Annotated in this window: 23 protein-coding genes and 2 pseudogenes; 9 read left to right on the forward strand and 16 right to left on the reverse strand. The window is 68.4% G+C overall.

What is annotated here, in order from left to right; all coding sequences use genetic code 11:
- Nucleotides 1-3: 3 nt before the first annotated feature.
- Nucleotides 4-507 (reverse strand): DUF1707 SHOCT-like domain-containing protein, encoded by a 504-nt coding sequence (locus tag F1D05_RS18150; RefSeq protein WP_185448753.1) that lies wholly within the window; start codon nucleotides 505-507, stop codon nucleotides 4-6.
- A gap of 190 nt (nucleotides 508-697) precedes the next feature.
- On the opposite strand from F1D05_RS18150, the gene F1D05_RS18155 reads away from it, so the two are divergent.
- Together F1D05_RS18155 and F1D05_RS18160 are read left to right on the forward strand one after the other, a co-directional pair.
- Nucleotides 698-2,773: a hypothetical protein gene (locus F1D05_RS18155; protein WP_206686260.1), complete on the forward strand. Its 2,076-nt coding sequence runs from the start codon at nucleotides 698-700 to the stop codon at nucleotides 2,771-2,773.
- A gap of 34 nt (nucleotides 2,774-2,807) precedes the next feature.
- Nucleotides 2,808-5,078, forward strand: coding sequence for a hypothetical protein (locus F1D05_RS18160; RefSeq protein WP_185448754.1), 2,271 nt, complete (start codon nucleotides 2,808-2,810; stop codon nucleotides 5,076-5,078).
- Between the two features lie 516 nt (nucleotides 5,079-5,594).
- Here F1D05_RS18160 and purL read toward each other — a convergent pair.
- The 4 genes and pseudogenes from purL to purS all read right to left on the reverse strand — a co-directional run.
- Nucleotides 5,595-7,853, reverse strand: a pseudogene (purL, locus tag F1D05_RS18165) (phosphoribosylformylglycinamidine synthase subunit PurL); the annotation flags it as partial.
- A 2-nt stretch (nucleotides 7,854-7,855) separates the two neighbouring features.
- The gene (locus F1D05_RS18170) at nucleotides 7,856-9,907 is read right to left on the reverse strand and encodes a hypothetical protein (protein ID WP_246486792.1); all 2,052 of its coding nucleotides are present in this window, start codon (nucleotides 9,905-9,907) and stop codon (nucleotides 7,856-7,858) included.
- A gap of 98 nt (nucleotides 9,908-10,005) precedes the next feature.
- Nucleotides 10,006-10,677: a phosphoribosylformylglycinamidine synthase subunit PurQ gene (gene purQ / locus F1D05_RS18175; protein WP_185448756.1), complete on the reverse strand. Its 672-nt coding sequence runs from the start codon at nucleotides 10,675-10,677 to the stop codon at nucleotides 10,006-10,008.
- Nucleotides 10,677-10,928 carry a phosphoribosylformylglycinamidine synthase subunit PurS gene (gene purS / locus F1D05_RS18180; protein WP_185448757.1) on the reverse strand — a complete coding sequence of 84 codons (252 nt, stop codon included), beginning with the start codon at nucleotides 10,926-10,928 and terminating at the stop codon, nucleotides 10,677-10,679. Before purS ends, purQ begins: the two co-directional genes overlap by 1 nt.
- Before the next feature lie 115 nt (nucleotides 10,929-11,043).
- Between purS and F1D05_RS18185 the strand changes: the two genes are divergently transcribed.
- The 6 genes from F1D05_RS18185 to F1D05_RS18205 all read left to right on the forward strand — a co-directional run bounded on the left by F1D05_RS18185 (nucleotide 11,044) and on the right by F1D05_RS18205 (nucleotide 14,966).
- Nucleotides 11,044-11,571: a PadR family transcriptional regulator gene (locus F1D05_RS18185; RefSeq protein WP_185448758.1), complete on the forward strand. Its 528-nt coding sequence runs from the start codon at nucleotides 11,044-11,046 to the stop codon at nucleotides 11,569-11,571.
- Nucleotides 11,568-12,101 (forward strand): ATP-binding cassette domain-containing protein, encoded by a 534-nt coding sequence (locus tag F1D05_RS18190; protein ID WP_246486793.1) that lies wholly within the window; start codon nucleotides 11,568-11,570, stop codon nucleotides 12,099-12,101. The genes F1D05_RS18185 and F1D05_RS18190 overlap by 4 nt, the downstream gene beginning before the upstream one ends.
- The gene (locus tag F1D05_RS40405; RefSeq protein WP_246486794.1) at nucleotides 12,022-12,249 is read left to right on the forward strand and encodes a hypothetical protein; all 228 of its coding nucleotides are present in this window, start codon (nucleotides 12,022-12,024) and stop codon (nucleotides 12,247-12,249) included. The genes F1D05_RS18190 and F1D05_RS40405 overlap by 80 nt, the downstream gene beginning before the upstream one ends.
- Nucleotides 12,246-13,586: an FtsX-like permease family protein gene (locus F1D05_RS18195; RefSeq protein ID WP_185448759.1), complete on the forward strand. Its 1,341-nt coding sequence runs from the start codon at nucleotides 12,246-12,248 to the stop codon at nucleotides 13,584-13,586. Before F1D05_RS40405 ends, F1D05_RS18195 begins: the two co-directional genes overlap by 4 nt.
- A gap of 284 nt (nucleotides 13,587-13,870) precedes the next feature.
- A complete protein-coding gene (locus F1D05_RS18200; protein WP_185448760.1) occupies nucleotides 13,871-14,359 on the forward strand; it encodes a CDP-alcohol phosphatidyltransferase family protein in 489 nt (162 codons plus the stop codon).
- 118 nt (nucleotides 14,360-14,477) lie between these two features.
- Nucleotides 14,478-14,966, forward strand: a complete 489-nt coding sequence (locus tag F1D05_RS18205; protein WP_185448761.1) for a hypothetical protein — start codon at nucleotides 14,478-14,480, stop codon at nucleotides 14,964-14,966.
- Between the two features lie 12 nt (nucleotides 14,967-14,978).
- Here the strand turns inward: F1D05_RS18205 and F1D05_RS18210 are convergent, their stop codons facing one another.
- Both F1D05_RS18210 and F1D05_RS18215 read right to left on the reverse strand, forming a co-directional pair.
- Entirely contained in the window at nucleotides 14,979-15,851 is an 873-nt protein-coding gene (locus tag F1D05_RS18210; protein ID WP_185448762.1) for a phosphoribosylaminoimidazolesuccinocarboxamide synthase, read from the reverse strand.
- Nucleotides 15,848-17,008 carry an FAD-dependent monooxygenase gene (locus F1D05_RS18215; protein ID WP_185448763.1) on the reverse strand — a complete coding sequence of 387 codons (1,161 nt, stop codon included), beginning with the start codon at nucleotides 17,006-17,008 and terminating at the stop codon, nucleotides 15,848-15,850. Before F1D05_RS18215 ends, F1D05_RS18210 begins: the two co-directional genes overlap by 4 nt.
- Nucleotides 17,009-17,082: 74 nt before the next feature.
- Here F1D05_RS18215 and F1D05_RS18220 point away from each other — a divergent pair, with 74 nt between their 5' ends.
- The gene (locus tag F1D05_RS18220) at nucleotides 17,083-17,739 is read left to right on the forward strand and encodes a TetR/AcrR family transcriptional regulator (RefSeq protein ID WP_246486795.1); all 657 of its coding nucleotides are present in this window, start codon (nucleotides 17,083-17,085) and stop codon (nucleotides 17,737-17,739) included.
- Between the two features lie 15 nt (nucleotides 17,740-17,754).
- On the opposite strand, the gene F1D05_RS18225 is transcribed toward F1D05_RS18220, so the two are convergent.
- From F1D05_RS18225 to F1D05_RS18260, 9 genes and pseudogenes are all read right to left on the reverse strand, one after another.
- Entirely contained in the window at nucleotides 17,755-18,174 is a 420-nt protein-coding gene (locus F1D05_RS18225) for a hypothetical protein (protein WP_185448764.1), read from the reverse strand.
- Nucleotides 18,175-18,347: 173 nt separating this feature from the next.
- Nucleotides 18,348-18,932: a hypothetical protein gene (locus tag F1D05_RS18230; protein WP_185448765.1), complete on the reverse strand. Its 585-nt coding sequence runs from the start codon at nucleotides 18,930-18,932 to the stop codon at nucleotides 18,348-18,350.
- A 25-nt stretch (nucleotides 18,933-18,957) separates the two neighbouring features.
- Nucleotides 18,958-20,085, reverse strand: a complete 1,128-nt coding sequence (locus tag F1D05_RS38945; protein ID WP_206686261.1) for a hypothetical protein — start codon at nucleotides 20,083-20,085, stop codon at nucleotides 18,958-18,960.
- Nucleotides 20,054-20,995 carry a glycosyltransferase family 39 protein gene (locus F1D05_RS38950; RefSeq protein WP_206686262.1) on the reverse strand — a complete coding sequence of 314 codons (942 nt, stop codon included), beginning with the start codon at nucleotides 20,993-20,995 and terminating at the stop codon, nucleotides 20,054-20,056. Before F1D05_RS38950 ends, F1D05_RS38945 begins: the two co-directional genes overlap by 32 nt.
- Nucleotides 20,995-22,215 carry a bifunctional glycosyltransferase family 2/GtrA family protein gene (locus F1D05_RS18240; protein ID WP_185448766.1) on the reverse strand — a complete coding sequence of 407 codons (1,221 nt, stop codon included), beginning with the start codon at nucleotides 22,213-22,215 and terminating at the stop codon, nucleotides 20,995-20,997. Before F1D05_RS18240 ends, F1D05_RS38950 begins: the two co-directional genes overlap by 1 nt.
- Nucleotides 22,216-22,292: 77 nt before the next feature.
- Complete coding sequence (locus F1D05_RS18245; protein ID WP_185448767.1) at nucleotides 22,293-22,739, reverse strand: hypothetical protein; 447 nt, start codon at nucleotides 22,737-22,739, stop codon at nucleotides 22,293-22,295.
- Between the two features lie 16 nt (nucleotides 22,740-22,755).
- Nucleotides 22,756-23,112, reverse strand: a complete 357-nt coding sequence (locus tag F1D05_RS18250; protein ID WP_185448768.1) for a hypothetical protein — start codon at nucleotides 23,110-23,112, stop codon at nucleotides 22,756-22,758.
- Nucleotides 23,113-23,118: 6 nt separating this feature from the next.
- Nucleotides 23,119-24,493, reverse strand: a pseudogene (gene purB / locus F1D05_RS18255) (adenylosuccinate lyase).
- 125 nt (nucleotides 24,494-24,618) lie between these two features.
- Nucleotides 24,619-25,461 (reverse strand): hypothetical protein, encoded by an 843-nt coding sequence (locus F1D05_RS18260; protein ID WP_185448769.1) that lies wholly within the window; start codon nucleotides 25,459-25,461, stop codon nucleotides 24,619-24,621.
- Nucleotides 25,462-25,469 lie beyond the last annotated feature (8 nt).

Genomic DNA, 25,469 nt, shown 5'->3' on the forward strand with positions numbered 1-25,469 from the left:
AAGTCAGCGGCGGCGCTCGGGTGCGGTTCGGGCCCGGGTGCCGTTGCGGGCCCAGCGCCAGGTGGCCAGGATCCAGAGGATGGACGGCACGCCGAAGATCGCGGCCGTCATCTCGCGGCCGAAGACCAGGAAGACCAGCCCGGTCAGCATGAACGGCAACGCCAGCCAGACCGCGCCGATGAAGGCCGCCCAGCGCCAGCGGCCGGACTTGCGAGGCTCGCGGATGTAGAGCTGCGGGACCGGCAGGCCCTCGAACACCGGCACCAGGTCGCGATGGGTGACGGCCACCTGCAGCAGATCGAGCCGCTGATCCAGCTCGCCGACATCGAGCCGGCCGACCGCGAACTGCTCGGCAAGGTCGTCCGAACAGAGCCGCCGTTCCTCGTCGGTGAGCCGGATCGTCTGCATCTTCCGGCGCGCCGCAGCCTCCCGAGCCTCCCGCCCCGCGGCAGCAGCCATCCCGGTCAGCTGGCTCAGATTCGCTGTCGGCTTTGCCTTGTCGGCCATTCAACCTCCCCACTTGCCTCGCTTCGAGTGTGCCAGACGACTGGTCAACGGACCCGTCGAAAGATTCAGCCGGGCCGGCCCCGGAAGAGGCCAGGAATGAACTCCCGCCGGGCGACGGCCGACATCTTGCCGGGGCTCCATGGCTGCGGCATCGTGGCAGTCATCTTCCAGCCGGAGGGGGGCCTGACCGGTGGCGGACAATCCGCGGACCGTCATGATCCAGGACTGGTTCACAGTTCCGGCCGTGCCGGACGAGACGCTGCGCACGATCTACGGACAGCGAACGCCCGACCCTCGGGTCGAGTTCGTCGCGCTGACCGTCGAGTACTATGTCCGGGCACAGGCAGTGCGCTCGCTGACCCGTACCCGGGTCCTGGACGCGATGCGCGGCCGGATCACCGCGGACAACGTCTGGGACCTGGTCCGGTTGCTGGCCCGGCTCGGACTGGCCGAGGAGTTCTTCGCCCTGGCCGCCCTCGAGGTGGACCGTGACTCCGCCTTCCGCGGCTTCCTCGTCGGGCTCGACCCGGTGCTGATGGACGCGATCCGGCACTACTCGTTCTGGAACACAGTGAACCCCAAGCTCTTCTTCGAGGGCTTCGTGGTCGGAGTCGCCGAGTCCTACGCCACTGTCGTGGTCGATCTGGTCAAGCTGATGCAACTGATCGGCCGGCTGCAGAACGAGGGCTTCAGCACTGTCTATCTACTGGCCACCAAACCGGATGCCGGGCTGCATCGCCTGGACGAGCAGGTGGCGGTGGTCAAGCAGGTCTTCTCCGCGCTGCTCGACGAGGTCGATCCGGCCGCGCTGCCCGCCAAGCTGGTGAAGGTCTGGCGGGACTGGAACCGCGAGTTCGAACACGACCTGGAGAACTTCGACTGGTTCGCGGCCGGCAAGCGCCTCGGCCGGATCGGCGGCGATCTCTTCCAGTTGCTGGTCGGTCTCGCCGAACTGATGGCGTTGCTGAAGGTCGCGGTCAAGGCCGCGATCCGCTACGCGCCGCTACTCTTCGGCGTACTGCGAGGCGCTGCTGCTCAGGTCGCTCAGCTGACCAGACAGCTCGTCCAGGTCTTGGTCGCGATCGGAAAGGCGGTGGTCGAAGCCGCCCCGCGGGTGGGGATGGACTTCCTGCGCACACTCTTCCCACCTGAGTTGCTGCGATCGCTGATCCGGGAGGGCCGGGCCTTCCTGGCGCAGGGCGAATTCACCTTGTCCGTGGTGTTCCAGTCCGCCCACGCCGAGGCGTTCGCAGGCGCCGGAGCGGGCACCGGGTACGGCGTACTGGTGAGCCAGGACGCCAAGCCGGTGTTCATGGCGGCGAGCTCCGAGCTGGTGTCGTCGGCCGGACGGCAGGCGACCCGGGCCGAACTCGACGAGGCGCTCGACGCGATCCTCCAGCAGCTCGACAAGGCGTTCGCCGGCTATCAGAAGCCGGCGAAGCTCGCCGGCACCGCCCAGGCCGTCAGCTACGCGACGAAGGCGGCGCAGTTGGCCCAGCGGCTCACGACCCGGTTCAACACTCTGCTCCAGGAGGTCGCGTACGCCGCGTTCGTGGAGCTTCGCAAGGCCGGCCGGGTCAAGCCGTGGGTCCTCGGTCAGCTCATCCACGAGCGGATGGCGGCCGAGGTGGCAGAGCTGATCGCGACCGCCTCGCCAGGTCTGAAGCCCTTCACGGAGAAGACCCTCCGGACCACGTTGCAAGCCGTCCAGGCATCGACGCCGGAGCTGAAGACCGCACTTGCCGGCGCCGGCGAGGCGCTGGACAAGACCGTCGCCCAGATGCTGCTCGCCCACAAGGAACGCGACCTGCTGCTCAAGTTGATCGGTTTCGACGCGGCCGGCGCGGCCGACACCGAGCGGGCCCTTGCGACGTACCTGAGCAAGCGGTTCGGCTGGAAGACGACGACCACAGTCGGCGATCTCAAGTCGGACCTGTTGTTACTGGACCCGAACGCCCGTCGCGTCACCAACGTTGACTGGACGTCGTCGACCAAGCTGGAGAAGTTCGAGCAGACCTGGGGCACGGTCGCCGACGACCTCGGCGCGAAGTTCGACGGCAACTGGGAGGCGATCGCCGACGCCTACCGCAAGGCCGCCAAGAGCGGGCCGTCGGCCGAGCTGGTCAAGGCGCTGGAAGAACTCACCACCCACGCCGTCCGGGAGACCGTCGTGCGGCAGGCGGCGTTGCAGTCCGTCTTCGGTGAGCTGTTCTACGTGCTCTCGCACGAGATGACCTACAAGGGTCTGAATTCGCTGTTCAAGTAGTTCGACCGGGCCTCGCGCCCAGGGGGAATCACCGATGAGCAAAGTGGTCGTTGCGGATGTCGACACCGAAGGCCTCGGCTTCGCCGCCGCCTTCTCCGACCGGTACGTGTACTCCAACTACTTCGTCCCGGTGCTGATCACGTTCGATGACGAGGTCACACCGATCCTGCCGTTCTACTCCAAGCAGCAAATCCTCGAAGCGCTCCGGTACGGCGGACTGAACCGGGACAACCTGCCCGGCATCCTGAAAAAGCTCGGCCTGAGCCGGCTCTGGGACGCCAACAACATGGAGTCGGCGGACCAGACCCTGCCGGTCGTCGACTCGACGATGGTCTTCGCGGAACGGCCGCAGGCCCGGCCGACGCTGCTCACTTCGCAGGAGACCGAGTTCGTGGCCGGTCTGCTCAAGTCGGATCTCGGCTACGCCTTCCTGGACCGGACCAGGATCCGGCCGACCGGGTTCGCGCTCGGCGAGCACCTGTACGCGCTCGCGCTCGCGCCCGGCGAGGAGGTCGTGCTCGAGCAGAAGACGTACACGAAACGCCAGCTGACGCTGGAGGAGCAGGACGAGACCGAGCGGCAGTTCGACCTCGAGCTGACCAGCAGCCTGAGCACCGAGATCCAGGAGGGCTTCGAGCGGCAGCGGACCCTCACCGACAACTGGGGGCTGAACGCCAGCCACACCGGCGAGTACCACAGCCCGGAGTTCTTCTGGGGCAAGTTCAACGCCAGCCACACGATCGCCTACACGAAGAATGTCACCGACGCCCACCAGGAAACGACCCGGCGGGCGGTCAAGGACAACCAGACGGCCAGCTCCAAGGTGGCCGCGAAGTACCGCACCCAGCACAAGACCGACTTCAAGCTGGTCACCGAGTCCGGCTCGGAATCCGGTTCGAAGCGCACCCTGCGCAACCCGAACCGGGTCACCCCGATCACCCTGCACTACTTCAAGGTGCTGCAACGCCTGCAGTTGCAGCAGGAACGCTACGGCGCGCGGCTGTGCTGGGCACCGAGCATCAAGGATCCCGCGCACACCTTCTCCGACAAGATCCTGAAAGGCCGGCTGGCGATCATGGCGGCCGCGACTGCCGGGCTGCCACCGGTGCCACCGGAGCCGAAGAAGGTCGAACAGGTCCCCGGGCCGAATCCGACCGAACCGGCCACCCAGGTGAACGTCTCGGCCGTCGTCCCGGCGAACCAGTGGGGCTGGACGGGCGACATGCGCGCCGACTACGACATCGATGTTCCATTCGACTCGGCCGGCTTCCAGTGGGACGACGACGCCGACTTCATCAACGACAACATCAACGTCATCACCAGGCGGCCGCAGGAAACCGTCAGCCGGTACGTCGTGGGGACGCCGTACCCGACCGCGGCGGACGGCGCCTCCGTACTGCGGGTGCGGCTCCACATCGGCTGCCCGTCCTGGCTGGGCGGTCCCGGCATCGAGTTGCAGCTGAAGGCACGGTTCCGGGAGCGGCCGACCATCGTCCAGCAGATCGGTGAGGACACCAAGTACAACGCGGACCTCGCGGCGTACCGAACCGCTCTGCAGGCCTGGACGGACAAGCGCGATGCCGCCCTCGAGCAGGCACACGCCGACGCCGACGCGCTCGAGCAGCGGATGAAGCGGGGCCTCGACCCGGTGAACGAGATGATCTCGCAGATCATCGAGGAGCGTTTCCCGGCCGGCGTCCGCGACGAGTGCTGGGAGATCGACTACTGGCAGCGCATCTTCGACTGGGAGCGCGCCTCGTTCGTCGCCTACCCGAGCTGGTGGTCGAGCGGCGAGACCCGGGAACCGACGCTGGATCCGTCCGACTTCGTCAACGCCAGCTGGGCGAAGCTCTATCTGCCGGTGCGGGCCGGGATGGAGCTCTTCGCGTTGCGCTGGATCTTCGGCAAGTCGATGGCGACACCGCTCGGGGCAGCGGTCGAGAAGCGGTTCGAGGAACTGATCGAGGACCTGCGCAAGTTCCGGGGAACGATCATCGGGGAGCCGGACGAGGTGCCCGTGCTGACCACCGACTGCCAGGACACGCCCGAGAAGGTGTACTGCGTCGCTCACTGGAACGAGCTGATGCCGACCGACGGCACCCATCTCGAAATCGTCCAGGGCGCCACGAGCGCGGCCGATGCGGTCACCAGCCAGGAGATCAAGGACGCCGAGGCGATGCGGGCAGCTCTGCTGGCCGGTGAGGAACAGGCCGCCAAGCTCAAGGACGCCGCCATCGACCAGATCACCCAACCCGCCGAGCTGGAGGTCCACATCGGTACGCCGCCGACAGCCACCGGCGGCTGACCGGGCGGGCCGTCAACTGGTCAGGCGCTCACGAACCCGGTCGAGCTGCTCGAAGGTGAGGCCGCTCGCGGTGAGGTAGCCGGGGATGTCGGTGGAGCCGAGGAAGGCGAGCATCGCCAGGCAGGCGTCGGCGCAGTACAGGTCGAGCGCGGTGTCGCCCAGTGGCTCTGGGGCAGCCTCGTTCCCGGCGCGGAGGTCGAGTTCGTAGTCGTCCAGGATGTCCGGGACCGGCCTCCCCGCGAGCGTCCGCAGCATCGCGGCGATCATCGAGGTCCGGTCCCCGAAGATCAGGACTTCGCCCGGCTCCGCATCCGCGAGCTGCGCGAAGACCGACGTGATGCGACCGGGTGAGCGCCGCAACGCCTCCCCGTAGTACGCCGGCCCGCCGGGCTCCTCGTCGGGGACCTCGATGCCGGTGACACCGGCATCGATCAACTGCTCTCGTACTGCGTCACTCGGCGGACCGGATCGGTAGACCCGGCCGCCGAGTTCGTGCGCGCCTTCCCAGTCCATCAGCCCAGCGCGGGCCGGGAGGGTGGCGGTCCAGGTGGTGCGGAGGTCGGTCAGGGAAACCTCGAACTGGTCCTGGACGTCGAGGGACTCGCCAGTGACGACGCCGATCTTGGTGTGCGGGAATCGGCGGGCGGTGCACATGTCGGTGAACCGCACCTCCTCGGTCCGCGGTACGGCGACGACGGCGCGGCCGGCCGACTCGGCGAACAGGAACAGGAACGGGTCGAGGCCGTCCGGGGTCCAGACCCGGGCGCCGACGCCACCGCGCAGCGCGGACTCGACCAGCACCTGGGCGACACCGCCGTCGCTGACGTCGTGGGCCGCGTCGATCAGGCCGTCGCGGGACGCGTTGATCAGGATGTCCGCGAGCTGTGCCTCGACAGCCAGGTCCACCGCCGGCGGACGACCGCCGAGGTGACCGTGGATGACGTGCGCCCACTCCGAGCCCGACAGCTCCTCCTCGGTCTCGCCGAGCAGGTAGAGCTGGTGGCCTTCCATGTCGGCGGTGAAGCCGATCGGCGTACGGCGGGTGACGTCGTCGATGACACCCAGCACGCCGACGACCGGCGTCGGCAGGATCGGGGTCTCACCGGTCTGGTTGTAGAACGACACGTTGCCGCCGGTCACCGGGATGCCCAGCTCGATGCAGCCGTCCACCAGGCCGCGGATGGCCTCGGTGAACTGCCACATCACGCCCGGGTCCTCGGGCGAGCCGAAGTTCAGGCAGTCCGTCACCGCGGCCGGGCGGGCGCCCGTGGTGGCGACGTTGCGGTAGGACTCGGCCAGCGCGAGCTTGGCGCCGGTGTACGGGTCGAGCTTGGTGAAGCGCCCGTTGCAGTCGGTGGAGACCGCGACGCCGAGGCCGCTCGTCTCGTCGACCCGGATCATCCCGCTGTCCTCGGGCTGCGCGAGCACCGAGTTGCCCAGCACGTACCGGTCGTACTGGTCGGTGACCCACGACTTGTCGCACAGGTTCGGCGACGCGATCAGCTTGAGCAGCGTGTCCCGCAGCTCCTCACCGGTGGTTGCCCGCGGCAACTTCTCGGCGCCGTCCGCCTGCAGCTCGTCCTGCCAGGCCGGCCGCGCGTACGGACGCTCGTAGACCGGGCCGTCGTGCGCGACAGTCCGCGGCGGTACGTCGACGACGCGCTCGCCGTGCCAGTCGATCTGCAGCAGCCCGGTGTCGGTGACCTCACCGATCACGTCGGCCTGGACATCCCACTTCGCACAGATCTTCAGGAACTTCTCGACGTTGGCCGGCGTGACGACGGCCATCATCCGCTCCTGCGACTCGCTCATCAGAATCTCTTCCGGAGCAAGGGATGCGTCCCGCAGCGGCACCTTGTCGAGCGAGACGTGCATGCCGCCGTCGCCCGCGCTGGCCAGCTCGGAAGTCGCACAGGACAGGCCCGCGCCACCGAGGTCCTGGATGCCCTCGACGATCCGGGCCGCGAAGAGCTCGAGCGTGCACTCGATCAGCAGCTTCTCCATGAATGGGTCGCCGACCTGTACTGCGGGGCGCTTGGTCGGACCGCCATCGGCGAAGGTCTCCGAAGCCAGCACGGAGACGCCGCCGATGCCGTCGCCGCCCGTCTTCGCGCCGTACAGGATGATCTGGTTGCCGACACCGGTCGCGTTCGCGAGGTGCAGGTCCTCGTGCCGCATCACGCCGACGCAGAGCGCGTTCACCAGCGGGTTGCCGAGGTAGGTCGAGTCGAAGACGACCTCGCCGCCGATGTTCGGCAGGCCGAGGCTGTTGCCGTAGCCGCCGACGCCGGACACGATGCCGGGCAGCACGCGCTTGGTGTCGGGCGCGTCCAGCGGACCGAACCGCAGCGGGTCCATCACCGCGACCGGGCGGGCGCCCATCGCGAGGATGTCGCGGACGATGCCGCCGACGCCGGTCGCCGCGCCCTGGTAGGGCTCCACGTACGACGGGTGGTTGTGCGACTCGACCTTGAAGGTGACGGCGTAGCCCTCACCGATGTCGATCACGCCGGCGTTCTCGCCGATACCGGCCAGCATCTTGCCGGCCGGGGTCTCCTGCGGGATCTCACCGAACCGCTTGAGGTGCACCTTGGACGACTTGTACGAGCAGTGCTCGCTCCACATCACCGAGTACATCGCCAGCTCGCAGCTGGTCGGCCGCCGGTCCAGGATGTCGCGGATCCGCTGGTACTCGTCCGGCTTCAACCCGAGCTCCGCCCACGGCTGCTCCACGTCCGGCGTGCTGGTCGCGTTACTGACGGTGTCGGTCGACACTTTTATGACTCCTGTACTAGGTGGGACTCGGGTGAAACGGTAGCTGGGGTCTCCACGCCGATGGCCAGGAGATGGGCTACAAGCAAAGGAAGGGCGAAGCCCGTCATGATCGCGGGTAGGGCGACGCCCGCGTCGTTCAGCAGCATTCCGACCAGGCCGCAGGTGGACAGCGCGAGCAGGGTCGGCCGGATCATCGGCCGGCTTACGTAGTACCGGCGGTAGCTCTCGAAGGGCACCTTGTTGGGCCAGACGGTCGCGATCATGGCCAGCACGACACCGGCGAGCATGAACCAGCCGGCAGGTGCATAGAAGAAGCTCGCAGACATCTGGAGCTTGCGGATCAGCACGTCGCCGACGTCGCCGTCGAGCAGCCGCGCCACGAAGGTACCGAAGTGGCTGCGCTGGTCGGCGGGCCGCAGGTAGTCCAGGAAGGCGACTGCTGACACCGCGACCACTCCTGCGATGCCGATGCCGATCAGGGCCTTCAGGGAGATGCTGCCACGCCACGTCAGCCACGCAAGCAGCAGCACTGCGGGCGTCAGCGCGATGATGCCGCCGAAGTCGGTCCCCCAGCCAGGCTTGCCGTCCACGATGATCGCCAGGCCGCCGATGATCAGTACTGCGAGTGCTGCCTGCATGCGGCTTCGGTCAAGCAGCTTCTGCGCGACCCAGCCGGCTGTGACGAGCGCAGCGACGGCCAGTGTGGCGAAGGTGGAGTTACCGAACCCGTAGAACCGGCCACCGATCACAGGGCCGTCCGCGAACATGCTGCCGAACTGCAGCGGAGTCCCCAGCACGCCGTCGACCAGCAAGATCGCGTACGCCGCCAGGAGGATCCCCAGACCGGCGTACTGCTTCAGGAACGCCTTGGCCAGCCCGGCGAAGGCAGCGCTGATCGCCAGCACCACGCAGTACAGGGAGAGCCCGGGCGATGGCCAGCGCCACCAGACCGTCGCCGTGGACAGGAAGACAGCAATGAAGAACCCACCCTGCGCCAACAGCGTGAATTCACTCGTACTCCGCGCCCGCCGGCTCCTGGTGATCAGGAACCACCCGAGCGCGGCCAACTGCGCCACCAGCAACGTCATCGCGACGGCGATCAGGACCGGGCGGGGATGCTCGAACCGCTCGTTCGTGTCGAGCCGGTCCTCGATCACCGCACTCGCGTCGGTGTGCTGGTCGCCGGTGAAGAAGATCTCGTTGCCGTCGAGCGGGCTGTCCTTCTCGGCACCGGCCGGGTCGATCGGCTTCGCCTCGCCGCGCAGGACGGTCGCTGTCACATCGGTGAGCTGAATCAGGCCGGGCCTGCGGGTGGAGTCGCTGGTCAACCAGCGTGGGCCGTTGTCGGGCGGCAACTGCATCGCGACCAGCGGTTCCTGGTGTGCGTTGGCGGTCACCTGGCTGACCCCGACCAGCAACACCCAGGAGTCGACCGCTGCGGCCTTGGCCTGCTTGACCAGCTCGGCGACTCGCTTGCGAGCCTCGTCCCGGCCCTCCCGCAGCGGCATGGCTCCAGCGTCGATGACGGCGTCGCGACAGCTCGTGCTGCCCAGTTTGGCCAGGTCGACGGTCGGCTCCCAGTTGCTGACCGTGCCGTCGGTCCGGGCGACCGCGATGGCCGCGCCAGGACCGAAGCCGCAGACGCGGTCCCGGCTCTCACCGAGGCGGCCGAGTGGGGCACCGGTGTGGTGCTCGGCCTGGCGGTCGACGTACGTCTGCCAGTTCTGAACCTTGCCGTCGACCAGGCCGGGGAGGTCACCACAGGCTTGGTCGGGGACATTGCCCCAGGCCCTGGTCCCGGCGCTGATGGTCAGCCAGCCGTCGACCGGGCAGGTGTGCGGTCCGGCCGTCTTCACAGTGATCGAGCCGACGTGCGACTGGTTCACGAGCGCTGTCAGGTCAGGTGAGCCCTTGACGTCGTACCAGGTGAGACCGGGGACGCCGACCACGATCACCTTGGCCAGCAGGCTCTGGTTCGCCCGCGGCACCTGCTGGTCCGCCGGCGACGCGGCGTACGCAGTACTGGCTGTTGCGGTAGCGGCCGATCCCGCCACCACCGCCAACCCAAGAGCTAGTGCCCTGTGTCGGAAGCCTAGCGTCCGAAGAAGGGTGGGGCCCGCCCCACGGTGCTTCGGACGTAAGCGGAACTTCATCAGGAGGAGACGACGGCCTTGAGCACCGAGGTGAAGAAGCCCAGGCCGTCCGTACTCGGACCCGTCAGGGTCTCGACGCAGTGCTCCGGGTGCGGCATCAGGCCGACCACGTTGCCGCGCTCGTTGCTGATCCCGGCGATGTCGCGGTACGAGCCGTTCGGGTTGTCGTCGAGGTAGCGCGCGACCACCAGGCCCTCGCCCTCGAGCCGGTCCAGGGTGGTCTCGTCGGCGACGTAGCCGCCGTCCTGGTTCTTCAGCACGATGGTGATCTCGTGGTTCGCGTCGTAGTCGCTGGTCCAGGCGGTGCGGTTGTTCTCGATCCGCAGTGCCTGGTCCTTGCAGATGAACTTGCGGTGGTTGTTCTTGATCAGCGCGCCGGGCAGCAGGTGCGACTCGCAGAGCACCTGGAACCCGTTGCAGATCCCGAGCACCGGCAGACCCTCGCCCGCCTTCTTGATGATGGTCTCCATCACCGGGGCGAACCGCGAGATCGCGCCGGCGCGCAGATAGTCGCCGTACGAGAAGCCGCCGGGCAGGACCACCGCGTCGACCCCGTGCAGGTCGGCGTCGCCGTGCCAGAGCGCGACCGCCTCGGCACCGGCGACCGCGGCCGCGCGGCGGGCGTCCGCGTCGTCCAGGGAGCCCGGGAAGGTGACGACCCCGATCTTCATTACGCGTCGACCTCGACGTGCAGGGTGTAGTCCTCGATCACCGGATTGGCCAGCAGCGTGTCCGCCGCCTTGCGGATCTCGGCGACCTTCTCCTCGGTTGCCTCACCGTCCAGGGTGATCTCGAATCGTTTGCCCTGACGGACATCGGCCACGCCGTCGAAGCCGAGCCGGCCGAACGCACCGTGCACCGCCTTGCCCTGCGGGTCGAGAATCTCGGGCTTGAGCATGACGTCCACGACAACGCGGGCCACTGACACTCCTGGTTTCGATGCGGCGCTGACGGGCTGAATCCTACCGACCGCTGCCCCAGACTCCCGCATCGACAACTATTCACTGAGTACATACATCGTGTGTATAGTCCCTTCCATGGCAACTGCTGAACTCGTTCTGGGACTGCTGCACAGCGGTCCGGCGCACGGGTACGACGTCAAGCGCGGGCATGACGCCTGGTTCCCGGACAGCCGCCCGCTCGCGTTCGGGCAGGTGTACACGACGCTGTCCCGGCTGGAGCGCGACGAGCTGGTGGAGGTCGTCGATCGCGGCTCGGAGGGTGGCCCCGAACGGACCGTCTACGGACTCACCGAGAAGGGCCGCGAGCACCTGGCCGACTGGCTGGCCGAGCCGATCCAGCCCGCTCTCGGCGCGGTGGACGAGATGGTCCGCAAGGTGGTCGCGACCATCCACACCGGCGAGGACGCGACCGCGTTCCTGGCCCGGCAGCGGTCCAGCCATCTGCGCCGGATCCGCGAGCTGAGGGCCGCGTCGGCCGATTCCGGCGACGACACCCCGGCCCGGCTGGTGCGGGATTTCATCGCCGTCCACCTGGACGCCGATCTGCGCTGGCTTGACGCCGCGCTGGATCGAATCACCGATCTGAAGGAGACCAGTCGATGACCGACCTCGCCCTGGAGCTGCTCCGGGTGGAGTACGCCTACCGCCGCGACGTGGCCCTGCGTGGAGTCTCGCTGAAGGTCAAGCCCGGCGAGGTCGTGGCGATCACGGGTCCGAGCGGCTGCGGCAAGTCCACCCTGCTGCACTGCGCAGCTGGGATCCTCCGGCCACAGGCCGGGACGGTCCAGCTGGTCGGACAGGACCTGGCGGACCTGTCCGAAGCAGTGCGGACGCGACTACGGCGTACGCAGGCCGGTGTCGTGCTGCAGTTCGGGCAGCTGGTTCCTGACCTCACGCTGATCGACAACGTGGCGCTGCCGCTGCTCCTGGAGGGCCACGACCGGGCCGGAGCTCGGCGGGCCGCCAAGGAGTGGCTCGACCGGGGCCGGGGTCGGAGAGGACGCCACTGCGGTGCCGAGCGAGCTCTCGGGTGGGCAGAACCAGCGGGCGGCCGTGGCGCGGGCACTCGTCACAGGACCGGCGATCGTGTTCGCCGACGAGCCCACCGGCAGCCTGGACAGCGTCGCCGGTGAGCAGATGATGGACCTGCTGCTCTCCTCCGTGCGCAACGGCGGAGCAGCTTTGGTACTGGTCACCCACGACAACATGGTCGCCGCGTACGCCGACCGCGAGGTCCGCCTCCGCGACGGCGTCGTACAGCACGAGGTGGCACTGTCGTGAACCTCGCCACCCTCTTCGAGCTGGCCCGGCCCCGCTCTGCCACCGACCGCAGCCGCTTCCGGCTGCTGGTGGCCACTATCGCGATCGCTGGCGCATTCCTGCTCGCCGCCTGGCGCATCAAACGGCTGGGCTTCCGCGGCTACTACTACTCCGACCAGTACAGCGACTACATCCAGGAAGACGGCATCCGCACCGGTGTCGCCTTCGCTGCCGTCCTGCTGGCCGTCGCGTCCTGCTTGCTGGCGTTCCAGGCGCTGAAACTCGGTACTGCGGCTCGCGACCGCCGGCTGGGCGCGTTCCGGCTGGCCGGTGCCACTCCCAACCAGGTCCGCGCACTCGGTGCCGTCGACGCGGGGATCGCGGGCCTCATCGGTGGCCTCCTGACGGGTCCCCTCTATCTCCTGCTCGCACTGGCGATCCAGACCTTGCCCAGGACGGCCCGGATGCTGCCACCGGCCAACTCGGTGGATCTGGCGACCTGGCCGATCGTGGCCGTAGTACTGGCCGTCGCAGCCGCCATCGTCGGCGCCCTGCTCGGCCGTGGCGTGGTCGCAGAGCCACGCGAGCGGCCGGCCAAGACCGCGAACGTCACGCGGGCGGCAGTTGCCTGCGCGGTCGGGATCGGGCTCGTCCTGCTGAGTGGTCTCGTCTATCGCGCGAGCTCCAGCTTCCTGGTCCTCATAGGCCTCGGTCTCGTGGTCGTCTGTCTAGCGCTGCCTACGGTGCTGGTGGCCTGGCAGGGCAACCGGCTGGAGCGATCGGGGAATCCCCTGAAGGTGCTCGCCGGCGGACGCCTGCTCAGGACCGTCCGCCCGCACGCCCGGACCCTAGCTCTGCTGGTGTTGTGCGGAACCGCGCTGGGCTTCGTGGGCGCAATGGGATTCGAGTCCCTCCGCCCTAAGTCGTACAGCTACGACACTGCCTTCTATGTGCCTGGACTGGTCTTCGCCGCCGGTGCCGCCGTGTTCATCGCCTTGATCGCGGGCATCTCCCTGCTGGCCGGAACGGCTGATGACCTGCTGGATCAGCGCCGCCAGCTGGCCGCGCTCAACGTCCTAGGCGTCGGCGAGGCACAGCTCCGTGCCTCTGTGCGCTACCAGCTGACAGCCGGCATCACCTGGGCGGTTGCCTGCGGACTGCTGATCGGCGGAGTGCTGTACGCGCACCTCTCATCGATCGGTTCGTACTCACCCGACCAATCCCTCGGACTACTGGTGACCGCCGGGGTGGCGGTTGTGGGCGCCGGGCTCGCCTGGCTGGTCGGCGCCGCGGCGGCGTTCCTGCTGCGCGGCCACGTGCACGAGGCGGCCGCCCCGGAGAACCTGCGGTCCACCTGAGGCCGGGCGGCTCCTCTTGCCGCCCGGTCCCGGCAAGCCACAGGTTATTCATAACTCAGTACTGTGCAATGTGTAATAGCCTGTCATTGCGCGATCACTCGGATGGAGGGGGCCTGGAATGGCTACGACGCAGGTGCCTACAGCGACGACGGCACAGCGGTTGGCACTGCCGTCCCCGCCTGCACTGTTGCTCGGCGTACCGAACAGAGTCACGCTGGTCCGCACCTTGCTCGCGATGGTCGTCGCCACGGTGGCGTTCCGCACCGGCGACCCGGGCCTGGCTGGTGGCGGGCTACGCCGCCTACTGGCTCGGCGACATGGCCGACGGCGCGGTCGCGCGGTACCGGCACGAGGAGACGGTGGCCGGCGCCGTCTTCGACATCGTCAGCGACCGGGCCTGCTCGTTCCTGCTGGCGGCGGCCTTCATGGCGACCTACCCGGATGTGATCGGCCCGCTGGCAATCTTCCTGATCCAGTTCGGGGTGCTCGACACAATGCTGTCGCTGGCCTTCCTGCTCTGGCCGGACCTGCTGAGCCCGAACTACTTCTACCGGGTCGACCGGCGGATCTACGCGTGGAACTGGTCCCGGCTGGCGAAGGCGTTCAACACCGCCGCCGTGGTGATCTCGCTGGTGGCCGGACATCTGGCCGGGACGATCTGGCCGGCGTACGCCGTGGCGCTGGCCGCGGTCGTCGTCAAGGTGCTGTCCCTCGGCCGGCTGCTCGCAATCCTGCGCGGCCGGCGGCCCGCAGTACCGGCCGGCGTTCGATGAGCCGTCCAACCCAGGGCTGTCAAGGGAGGCCCGACCCGGACCGCAGTGGCGCCTGGTTCACTCGCAGGTGGTGCTGACCTCCGTGTTGTCGCCGGCGGCCGGGCATAACATCGGTGGCATGTGGGTCTGGCAGCTGGCCTTGGCGGTGGGCTTCGGGATCGGGTCCGCCGTCATCCCTGTGATGAACGCGGAGGCGTACGTCCTCGTCGGCGGCGGCTCCGGCGCACTGGACCCGGTAGTCGCCGCGATCGGCGTCTCGGTCGGCCAGACCATCGGCAAGGTCGCGATGTTCCTGGCCGTCCGCTACCGGCCCGGGTACGCCAAGAAGGTGGCCAGGGAGCCGAAACCGGTCGACCTCGGCACCCGGCGCGGCCGGTTCATCCAGTGGAACCGTGGGGTTAGCAAACGCCTGCTCGACGCGATGAGCGATCGCCGCTGGGGGATCCCGGTGACTTTGCTCAGCGCATCGGTCGGCATCCCACCCCTGTACGGCGTCGCCCTGATCGGCGGCGCCAGCCGGATGGGCGTCGTCACCTTCGGCCTCTCGACCCTGGTCGGCCGGCTGGCCCGCTTCATCACCCTGGCGTTGGGCGTCGGCCTCTTCTAGCTTTTGGAGTGTTCAGCTGAAGGTGCGGCCGGTGAGGCTTTCGTAGGCGTCGATGTACGCCGAGCGGGTGCGCTCGATCACCTCGTCGGTCAGCGGCGGCGGCGCCTGTCCCGACTTGAGATCCCAGCCCGACTCGAACTGCAGCCAGTCGCGCACGATCTGCTTGTCGTACGACGGCTGCTGCTTGCCCGGCGCCCACTGGTCGGCCGGCCAGAACCGGCTCGAGTCCGGCGTCAGCACCTCGTCGGCGAGCACGATCGTGCCGTCGGCCCGGGCGCCGAACTCGAACTTGGTGTCGGCCAGGATGATCCCGCGCTTCTCGGCCCGGGCGTGCGCATCGCGGTAGAGGTCCAGGGTCAGCTTCCGCAGCGCGTCGGCAGTCTCCGCGCCGACAGTCGCCACCACCGCGTCGTACGAGACGTTCTCGTCGTGGTCACCCAGGTCGGCCTTGCTGGCCGGGGTGAAGATCGGCTCGTCCAGTCGCGAGCCCTCGACCAGTCCGGAGCGCAGCGGGATGCCGCAGACCTCGCCGGTCGCGTTGTAGTCGAGCAGGCCGGTTCCGCTCAGGTACCCGCGGGCCACGCACTCGACCGGGAACATCTCGAGCTTCTCGCAGAGCACCGCACGGCCCGCGACCTCGGCCGGGACGTCGGTCGAGCGGATGTGGTTCGGCACGTCCAGCTGCTCGAACCACCACAGGCTCATCGCCGTCAGCACCTTGCCCTTGTCCGGGATCGGCGTCGTCAGGATCCAGTCGAACGCGCTCATCCGGTCACTCGCGACCATCAGCAGCTCGCCGGACTCCAGCTCGTACAGGTCCCGGACCTTGCCGGAGTGGAGATGCTTCGCACCGGGGATCTCGACGGCCTGCGGGAGTGTGGTCATACCCGGGATTGTTCCATCCGGCGCCGCTTCCCCCGCAACGAGGCCGCCTCGCCTGCCAGCCCGAGGACGCCGTCCCGGACCGCGATGAGGATTCCACTGTCCAGTTGGCCGAGCCGCCCAACCGCACGCGACCGCTTGACCAGCTTGGTGGTGACAGGCCGCCGCTCAGCGTCGTACCGACTGAGCGCAGTACTCAGGTCCGGGGTGGCGCGGAGGTGCTTGGCGAGGGCGCCGGCGTCTTCGATGGCCGAGCAGGCGCCGCGGCCGAGGTTCGGTGTCATCGCGTGCGCGGCGTCGCCGAGCAGGACCACCCGGCCCTCGACGAACGGAGGCAGCGGTGTCGCCAGGTCGTAGATGTCGTTCTGCAGCACGGCTTCCGGCGGCGTACCGGCCAGCAGCGCCGGGATCGGGTCATGCCAGTCGGCGAACGCCGCGGTGACGTCGCCATGCAGTCCGCCAGGTCCAGCGGGCGCACCCGCAGGCCGGTTCGCCGTCGCGTACCAGTAGATCCGCCCGTCGATCAGCTTCGCGAACCCGAAGCGCTGGCCACGCCCCCACGTCTCACCACCGCCGTCGCCGGTCTCGACCTCAGCAATCCCCCGGTACGCCGTGTAGCCCGAGTACCGCGGCCCCGCATACCCCTGGTGAAGCGCGCCCCGCACCACACTCCGGATCCCATCCGCCGCAACCACCAGCTCCGCAGTGAACTCCTCGTACTGCGTACTCACGCTCACGCCACCCGACTCCACGGCGACGCCTCTGACGACTACGCGAGCCGCGTTTTGGGTCACCTCGGTGACGGTGATGCCGGTGCGGATCGTGACTGCTGGGCCGAGCTTGTCGGTGATCAGCTCGTGGAGCTGCGCGCGGTGGATCATCACCGGCAGTTCCAGGCCGAGATCGGGAGCCTCGACCACCCACCGCCCGTCCGATCGCCGCATTCCGGCCGGGTCGCCGGCCGCCGCGACCTTCTGGAGGCCCGCCACCCCTAGCCCCTCCAGCACCCCGGCCGCGCCTGGCCAGACCGAGATCCCCGCGCCGATCTCGCCGAGCTCGGCCGCCCGCTCGAGCACCGTGACCTGCCAGCCGCACTGCTCCAGCGCGACGGCCGCCGTCACCCCACCGATCCCCGCTCCCACCACAATCGCTGTCTTCATGCCTGGACTCTACATTTGTAGAGGATGATTGGATAGAGTGAGCCCCATGAACGCCGATACCGGAGACTTGCCGCGTGACAGAGGCTGCTGAGACGACGGGCGCTGAGACTGGGCCAGCTGGAGAGCGGGCTGCTGGAGAGCGGCCCGCCGGAGCGAAGGCGGTGCCGCTGGGTGAGGATCGCCGGGATGCGATCGCCGACGCGGCGATTCATCTGGTCGCCACCCGTGGGCTCCGCGGGCTCACCCACCGCGCGGTGGACGCCGAGGCCGGGCTGCCGCCGGGCTCCACGTCGTACTACCTGCGTACCCGCAACGCGCTGCTCACCGCCTGCGTGAACCGGATGCTCGCCCGCGACCTCACCGCCACCTCCCCCGATCCAGGCAGTGCCCCACTGGAGGAGTTCATGGTGGGGATGGTCGTCGGCTTGGCGAACGAGCGGGCCGACGACCTGGCCGCGAGGTACGAACTGTCCCTGGAAGCCCGCCGCCAACCGGAACTCCAGGACGCGATCATCCAGGGCGGCCGCCAACTGCGCGAAGGGCTGGCACACATGCTGGCAGCGCTGGGCATCCCGGACGCCACCGAGGCCGCCTGGCCGGTCGCGGCGATGATGGACGGCCTTCTCTACGACCGCCTGGCCGGCGCCGGCACCACGCTGTCACCCAAGGCCTACGAGCACGCCGTACGCCGCTCCCTCACCGCCCTACTCGCCGGCCTCAGGCCTCACTGACCGGCTGCGTGCGGGTCAGAGGCGCTCGGTGACGGTGATGAAGGTGAAGTAGGCGACACCGACCACCATGCCGACGTGGCCGAGGATCGAGAGGCCGGCACCGGAACCCCAGGCGTCGGCCGCCGCTCCCTTCGCGTGCTTGCTCGCGCTCGGCAGCCAGCGGGCCAGCAGCAACAATCCGATGATTGCCAGCAGCCACCACCCCGCCAGCGCGGCGAGCGCGATCAGCCGCGTGCCGGTGACGAGGGCAACGATCCACACGATCAGAGTCAGTACTCCGATCGTCGTGTGGATCCGCACCAGGGCAGACGAAAAGTTGGAGACGCCGCTCGCCCGGTGGCCGTCGCCGGACTCACCGCCGAGCCGGATGCGTGTCAGCAAGACGACGACAGCGCCCAGGGCGGTCAGGAACCAGGTGACGTTCGACCATTCCACGCCCCGATCTTTACCCCACTCTCCGGCCAACGGAACCCTTCGTGTGTCATCCCACCCAGTGGACCACTCTCAACGCTGGTCTCAGACGCAACCGAACCGCCAACCTTGCTGGGCTGGCGGTCCGGTCGATACCGGTTCAAACAGTGCGGTCTTGACCGCTGGACTGGGCGTGGTCAGGTAGTGCGCGTCTGACCGCTGGACTGGGTCGGGTCAGGCACCTGCTGACCCGAGTCCTGCGTGCCGGTGCTGGGCTGCGCCCCCGGCAGCTGATTCGGGTCGGTCCCTTGCCCCGGCACGGTCCCCTGCCCCGGCACAGTGCCCTGACCTGTACCGTTCTGGCCCGTTCCACCCTGTCCGGTTCCGTTCTGGCCCGTTCCACCCTGTCCGGTTCCGTTCTGGCCGGTGCCGCCTTGAGTTTGGCCCGGGAACTGGCCGAAGCGACCACCGCCACCCGGTCCGCCGAACTGCGTCTGGTCGGTACCAGCCGAGCCACCCCAGGCATGCCCGACGGCAGTGCCACCAAGGAACGCCAGTACTGCGAGCAGCGACCCAGCACCAGCTAACGCCAGCCCGGTCGGCTTCCCGTCCGACGACCGCCACCTCGCCTTCCCACTCACCGCAGCAACTCCCTGCCCAGCAGGCTGACCACCAACCGGGTACTGCTCCGCGGGGTGTTGCTGCTCCGCAGGTGGCTGGCTGCCGGCGATCCACTGGGGAAGCTCGGGGGTGTACTGCGGGCTATTGGGGTTCTGTGTCATTTCGTACTCCGGTTGGTCGAGGCGGTCAGTTGCCGGTGAGGTCGTAGACGGTGGTGCTGCCGACGGTCTGGGCCTGGAAGTTCGCGGTCACCCAGGCACTGATCTCGCTAGAGGTGCCGTTGCTACCGCCGCGACCGCCCATGCCGCCACCACCACTGCCGATGAAATAGTGCACCTTGCCTTGAGCAACCAGTTCCTGGAATTCGGCGAGCGACGGCGCCGGGTCGGTGCCGTTGAACCCGCCGATCGCCATCACCGGTACCTCGGACGCGATCTGCAGCGGAGCCGCCCCATTGGCCGTGACCGCAGCCGCCGCCCAGGTGTATCCCTTGGCGCCCTGCTGCAGCAGCGTGACGAGCTCACTCGAAACCCCGCTGGTCCCAGCACCACCAAGGAAGCGGCCAATGCCGCCTCCACCTTGGGGCGCGGTCGCCGTACCACCCTGGCCATTCGTACTACCCGCGCCACCAGTACCAGTGCCGCCCTGTCCTGTCGTAGCGCCAGGAGACGTTCCCATGCGACCACCCATGCCACCCGGACGCCCTCCACCGAAGCCACCACCCGCACCAGCGGGTCCGGCTGTCGGGATGGCACCGGAGTGTGCGGTGCTGATGGTCTGCACCGAGTACGCCGCAGGTCCGGCGAGTGCCGTCAACGCCAGCAGCGCCCCGGCGAACAGCCCGGCCCGGCGGAGCGCAGTACGGTGCAGCTGCAACTCCGGCAGGAGCAGCACCAGGCCGGCACCGATCACACCAGCGATCAGCACGGTCCACCGCAGCCACGGCTGCCAGGTAGGTGTCGCATTCAGCAGCGAGAAGCTCCAGCCAGCCGTCAGCAAGGCGCCTCCGGCAAGAGCCGCCCTGGCCAGCCACTCGCTCCGGCGCCGCCAGAGAACCGACGCGGCCGCCCCGATCAAGGCAGCGATCGCAGGAGCAAGCGCGATCATGTAGTACGGGTGGATGATCCCCTGCATGTAACTGAACACCAGCCCGGTGACGACCAACCAGCCGCCCCACAGCACTGCGAATGCACGGGTCTTGTCAGTACGCCCAGCTCGTCCCGCCGCAACCACCAGTACGACAAGCGACAACAGTGCAGTCGGCAGCAACCACGCGATCTGACTACCGAACTCGCCGCCGAACAGACGCTGCAACCCGGTCGCGCCACCCCAGCCGGGGTTGCCGACGCCACCGCCGACCGAGCCGGCCCTCGTCCCCCGTCAACCGCCCGAGCCCGTTGTAGCCCAACGTCAGCTCGAGAATGCTGTTCGTCGAGGATCCACCGATGTACGGTCGCGCCGACGCCGGCAGCAACTCCACGATCGCGACCCACCAGCCTGCCCCCACGATCATCGCGCCGAGAGCGACGGCGCTGTGCGCGATCCGCTTCCCGAGTGCCGGCTTGCCCGCGATCAGGTACGCCAGTCCGAAGGCCGGCAACACCAAGAACGCCTGCAGCATCTTCGTCAGGAATCCGAAGCCCACCAGCATTCCGGCCAGCGCCATCCAGCGCCCGGCGTACTTGACCGAGTCGATCGCCCGGGTCACAGCCCAGGCGCCGGCGATCAGCAACAGGATCAGCAGCGCATCGGGGTTGTTGAAGCGGAACATCAGTACTGCGACCGGCGTCAGTGCCAGCACGGCTCCGGCGAACAACGCGGCGTTGGCCGAGAACCAGCGCCGTACCGACACGTAGAGAACGCCGACGCCGGCCACACCCATCAAGGCCTGCGGGACCAGCATGCTCCAGGTGCCGAACCCGAAGATCCGGCCGGACAGGCCCATCACCCACAACGAGGCCGGCGTCTTGTCCACGGTGATGAAGCTCGACGAGTCGAAGGACCCGAAGAACCAGGCTTTCCAGCTGGTCGAGCCGGCCTGCACGGCCGCCGCGTAGTACTCGTTGGCGTAGCCGTTCTTGGACAGGCCCCACAAGTAGGCGATTGCTGTTAGCAACAAAAGGCCGCCGAACACGGCCCTCTCCCGGCCGATCGCCAGGGACAAAGCCCGCGGCCGGGCCCGCGAAGGTGCGGCGAGGTTTCTCGGTTCTGTCAGGGTACTCATCAGTGACTCCGGGTGTTGTCGATCAGCGCGGGCGTCTCGAAGGTGGGAAGGGTGGGGGCGTCGTCGTCGAAGACCCAGCTCTGGAAGAGGCTGAAGCGGACCAGCGTCGCGGCCAGGTTCGCGGCCGTCAGGACGACGATCTCGACCCCACGGGCCGGTACTGCGACTGCCGTGTGCAGCAGCCACAACGACGAAGCGGTCAGGCTCCAGCCGATGGCGAAGGTGACCAGGCCACGCAACTGATGCTTGACCTGGTTCTGGCCGCCACGGACGCCGAAGGTGACTCGGCGGTTGAGTGCGGTGTTTCCGACCGCGGTCACCAACAGGGCAAGCAGGTTGGCGACCTGGGCCGGCATCGCGTGCCGCATCACGAGGTACAGCAGGATGTAGGCGAGGGTGCTCAGCACGCCGACCGCGCAGAATCGCAGTACGCGAGCCGCCAGCGCCGTCTTCGGATCCGCGATCGCGGGACGGCCGAAGGTACGCCGTACGGGCTCCAGGTCGACGCGACTCCGGCTCATCCTGGCGATACCGCGCAGGTCCTCGGCGACGGTCTTGGCGATCTTGACCCGGGAGTCGAGATCGTCCACCCAGTCCACCGGGACCTCGTGGATCCGCAGCCCGGCCCGTTCGGCGAGCACCAGCAACTCGGTGTCGAAGAACCAGCTGGTGTCCTCCACCAGTGGCAGCAGCTCGACGGCGACGTCGCGGCGGATCGCCTTGAACCCGCACTGCGCGTCGGAGAAGCCGGTCGCGAGAGTTGCCCTGAGCAACAGGTTGTAGCCGCGCGAGATCGCCTCCCGCTTCGGCCGCCGGACCACTCGCGAACCGCGCGCCAACCGGGTGCCGATGGCAACATCACTGTGCCCGGCGACCAGCGGTGCCACCAGCGGCAGCAGCGCGTTCAGGTTTGTCGACAAGTCAACGTCCAGGTACGCGAGCACGTCCGCGCCACTGGACGACCAGACCTGCTTCAGCGCACGGCCGCGACCCGGTTCCTCGATCCGGACCGCCCGGACCCCGGACAGCTCGGTGGCCAGCAGGCAGCCGATCTCGAAGGTGGCGTCGGTACTGCCGTTGTCGGCGATGCAGACCTCGGCCGCGAACGGGAACGCGGTGTCCAGGAACTCCCGTAACCGGCGAATATTCGGGCCGAGGTCGTACTCCTCGTTTTTGACGGGTACGACGATCTCGACCCGAGGACGACCTGAAATCTGCATGTCACCGATGCTGGCCGGTGAACCTGAGTCACTCCCTGTGGCGAGCTGGCAGTTCGCTGGGAGTCAGCGGTACGCCGTCAGCTTTTCGCGGTACGGCGGAGCCAGAGCAGCCCGAGGATCGGGAGGACGAGCGGGACGAACCCGTAGCCCTGACCGAAATGCGACCAGACGGTCTGGTCCGGGAAGTCGTCGGGAGCGGCGTAGCTGAAGGCGCCGATTCCGATCACGCCGACGAGCTCCACGATGATCGCGACGGTTGCGACGCGACGAGACACGACGGTCGCCTTGGCGAGTGCGAAGGTCGCCGCGCAATAGATGATCGCGGCGACGGCCGACAGGATGTAGGCGAGCGGCGCCTCGGAGTACTGCGTGGCGATCTGTACGCCGGCGCGCGAGGTCGCCGCCAGCGCGAAGACCCCGTAGACCAGGATCAGGATCCGCCCCGGCCCGTGCCTGGTCGCCCTGGCGTCGGCATTGCCATCGGCATTGCCATCGGCATCGGCATCGGCATCGGCATCGGCCATCTCAGCTCACCATCTCTCAGCCGGTCCAGACGTCGTGGATCCGGAGCTCCAGCGCCGGGATCACCAGACAGGCGATCGCCAGCGCTCCCGCGCCCCAGCGGCTGCTCTCCGCGAGCGCCCACAGCGCGCCGAACGGCAACACGATCAGCGAGGCGACCAGGTAGCCGATGAAGAGCACCGCGGACACGTCCCGCTCGGTGCCCGCCACCTGGACGATGCCGATCACGAGTTGGGCCAGCAGGACGACCTCGACCGCACCGACCACTCCCAGCAGCCACCAGTTGATCCGGCGGTCCAGGGCGGCCAGCACCACCGCGAAAACCATCGCGGCCAGCGAGAGGGCGACCAGCACCCAAGTGAGCGGTTCGTACATGTCGAGCTAGAGGATGTCACCAGGGGTGTAGGCGGCGGCCTCGGGGTACCGCTTGGCGAGCTCGTCGATCTTGGTGACCATGGCGTTGACCTGGGCGACGGCCGCGCCGGTGAACGACAGCGGCTCGCCGACGATCCCGACGATCTGCTCCTCGGTCAGCCCGAGCCGGCCGTCCTCGCCGAGGCGGCGGAACAGATCGTTGCCCGACGAACCCTTGCGCAGGTCGAGCGCCATCGCGACGGCGTGCTCCTTGATCACCTCGTGCGCGGTCTCCCGGCCGACGCCGTTCTTCACAGCCGCCATCAGCACCTTCGTAGTGGTCAGGAAGGGCAGGTACCGCTCCAACTCACGGGCGACCACGGCCCGGGTAGACGCCGAACTCGTCCAGCACCGTCAGGAACGTCTCGAACAGCCCGTCGAGCGCGAAGAACGCGTCCGGCAGGGCGACCCGGCGTACGACGGAACAGAAGACGTCGCCCTCGTTCCACTGGTTGCCGGCCAGCTCGCCGGCCATCGACGCGTATCCGCGCAGGATCACCGCGAGCCCGTTCACCCGTTCGCAGGACCGGGTGTTCATCTTGTGCGGCATCGCCGAGGAGCCGACCTGGCCTTCCTTGAAGCCCTCGGTGACGAGCTCGTGCCCGGCCATCAGCCGGATCGTGGTCGCCAGGCTGGACGGGCCGGCCGCCAGCTGGACCAGCGCGGTGACGACCTCGTAGTCCAGCGACCGCGGGTAGACCTGGCCGACGCTGGTCATCACCCGCCGGAAGCCGAGATGCTGGGCTACCTCGGCCTCGAGGCCGGCAAGCTGCTTCTCCTGACCGCCGAACAGGTCGAGCATGTCCTGCGAAGTACCGACCGGGCCCTTGATGCCGCGCAGCGGATACCGCTCGATCAGCTCCTCGAGCCGGGCGATCGCGACCAGCAACTCGTCCGCCGCCGACGCGAAACGCTTGCCCATCGTCGTCGCCTGCGCCGCCACGTTGTGGGACCGGCCGGTCAGCACCAGCGCCGCGTGCTCGGCCGCCTTCTGACCCAGCTGTACGGCGGCCGCCACGGCCCGGTCGCGAACCAGCTCGAGACCGGCGCGGATCTGCAGCTGCTCGACGTTCTCGGTCAGATCGCGGCTGGTCAGGCCCTTGTGCACGTGCTCGTGCCCCGCCAGCGCGTTGAACTCCTCGATCCGCGCCTTCACGTCGTGCCGCGTGACCCGCTCCCGGGCCGCGATCGACTCCAGGTCGACCTGGTTCAGTACCCGCTGGTAGTCCTCGATCACCCCGTCCGGCACCGCCACGCCGAAGTCCTTCTGAGCGCTCAGCACCGCCAGCCAGAGCTGCCGCTCGAGCACGATCTTGTGCTCCGGCGACCACAACTCAGCCATCGGCAAACTGGCATAACGAGCAGCAAGAACATTCGGAATCCGGGGCTTACTGGAAGTCGACACAACCACATTCTCCCTCCCCCCGAAGGAGACCCCGTACGACGGGGTCTCCCATCAGCTATCGATCACGGGAACCTGACTGAGTCGAGCACCTGCTGACCGTGCAGCGGAACGAGCTTGCCTGCTGCGTCATAGGCGCGGTAGGCGGGGGCGACCAGACCGTTCGGACCGGTTGCCCACATCACGGCGTACCAGCCGTCCTTGACCGGTACGTCGAGGGTGTGACCGTTCTTGGCGTCGACATGGATCTTCACCACCTGCTTCGGCACCCGGTCCGCATTCACGATCAGGAAGCCCTTGCACAGGCGCGGGCCCGTCTCGGTCGAGCAGTTCAGCCCGGACGACAACAGATTCGGGCTCATCACCGTCGGAACGAAGTCCTTCGGCCAGACGTGGGTGGTCGAGCTCTGCCCCCAGCCGGCCGGCACCGACCTGCGGTACAGATCACAGGTCGCGAATCCCTTGCCGTCGGGTGCGGCCGCGACCAGCAGAGTACCGATCTTGGGCAGCGTCGTCCTGACGACCACTCGCCAGCCAGTGAGATTCACGTTCGCCGACCCACCCCCGTTGGGCGTAGCCAGCTTGGCCGTGCAGCCCCGGAGCAGGGTCGCGTCGTCCACCTGCGGATCATCGAACACCGGATGCCTGGCGGTCGGCGTGGTACTGGGCTGGGTGGCCGCGTTCGGCGGACCGGACGCCGGCGGCTCGGCCGAACCGTTGAGGTTCGGGAGCAGCGAGGCACTCACCGCGACCACTGCGATTCCACCGGCGACACCTGCCGCCGAGAGCAGCCGCCGACGGCGCCGGCCCTTCCGGGCCCCGTTCCAGCAGCGTCGCCGAACTGATCGGCCCGAGCGGATCGACTGCCACCATCCGGTGGAGTTCGGCGCCGATCTCCTCTTCGTCATACATCTGT

The sequence above is a fragment of the Kribbella qitaiheensis genome (assembly GCF_014217565.1).
In the GTDB taxonomy this organism is placed as follows: domain Bacteria; phylum Actinomycetota; class Actinomycetes; order Propionibacteriales; family Kribbellaceae; genus Kribbella; species Kribbella qitaiheensis_A.

Coding starts and splice junctions, on each gene's coding strand:
- F1D05_RS18150 (WP_185448753.1), bottom strand. CDS start 507: ATGGCCGACAAGGCAAAGCCGACAGCGAATCTGAGCCAGCTGACCGGG.
- F1D05_RS18160 (WP_185448754.1), top strand. CDS start 2,808: ATGAGCAAAGTGGTCGTTGCGGATGTCGACACCGAAGGCCTCGGCTTC.
- purQ (WP_185448756.1), bottom strand. CDS start 10,677: ATGAAGATCGGGGTCGTCACCTTCCCGGGCTCCCTGGACGACGCGGAC.
- F1D05_RS18185 (WP_185448758.1), top strand. CDS start 11,044: ATGGCAACTGCTGAACTCGTTCTGGGACTGCTGCACAGCGGTCCGGCG.
- F1D05_RS18190 (WP_246486793.1), top strand. CDS start 11,568: ATGACCGACCTCGCCCTGGAGCTGCTCCGGGTGGAGTACGCCTACCGC.
- F1D05_RS18205 (WP_185448761.1), top strand. CDS start 14,478: ATGTGGGTCTGGCAGCTGGCCTTGGCGGTGGGCTTCGGGATCGGGTCC.
- F1D05_RS18210 (WP_185448762.1), bottom strand. CDS start 15,851: ATGACCACACTCCCGCAGGCCGTCGAGATCCCCGGTGCGAAGCATCTC.
- F1D05_RS18215 (WP_185448763.1), bottom strand. CDS start 17,008: ATGAAGACAGCGATTGTGGTGGGAGCGGGGATCGGTGGGGTGACGGCG.
- F1D05_RS18230 (WP_185448765.1), bottom strand. CDS start 18,932: ATGACACAGAACCCCAATAGCCCGCAGTACACCCCCGAGCTTCCCCAG.
- F1D05_RS38950 (WP_206686262.1), bottom strand. CDS start 20,995: ATGAGTACCCTGACAGAACCGAGAAACCTCGCCGCACCTTCGCGGGCC.
- F1D05_RS18240 (WP_185448766.1), bottom strand. CDS start 22,215: ATGCAGATTTCAGGTCGTCCTCGGGTCGAGATCGTCGTACCCGTCAAA.
- F1D05_RS18245 (WP_185448767.1), bottom strand. CDS start 22,739: ATGGCCGATGCCGATGCCGATGCCGATGCCGATGGCAATGCCGATGGC.
- F1D05_RS18250 (WP_185448768.1), bottom strand. CDS start 23,112: ATGTACGAACCGCTCACTTGGGTGCTGGTCGCCCTCTCGCTGGCCGCG.
- F1D05_RS18260 (WP_185448769.1), bottom strand. CDS start 25,461: ATGACGAAGAGGAGATCGGCGCCGAACTCCACCGGATGGTGGCAGTCG.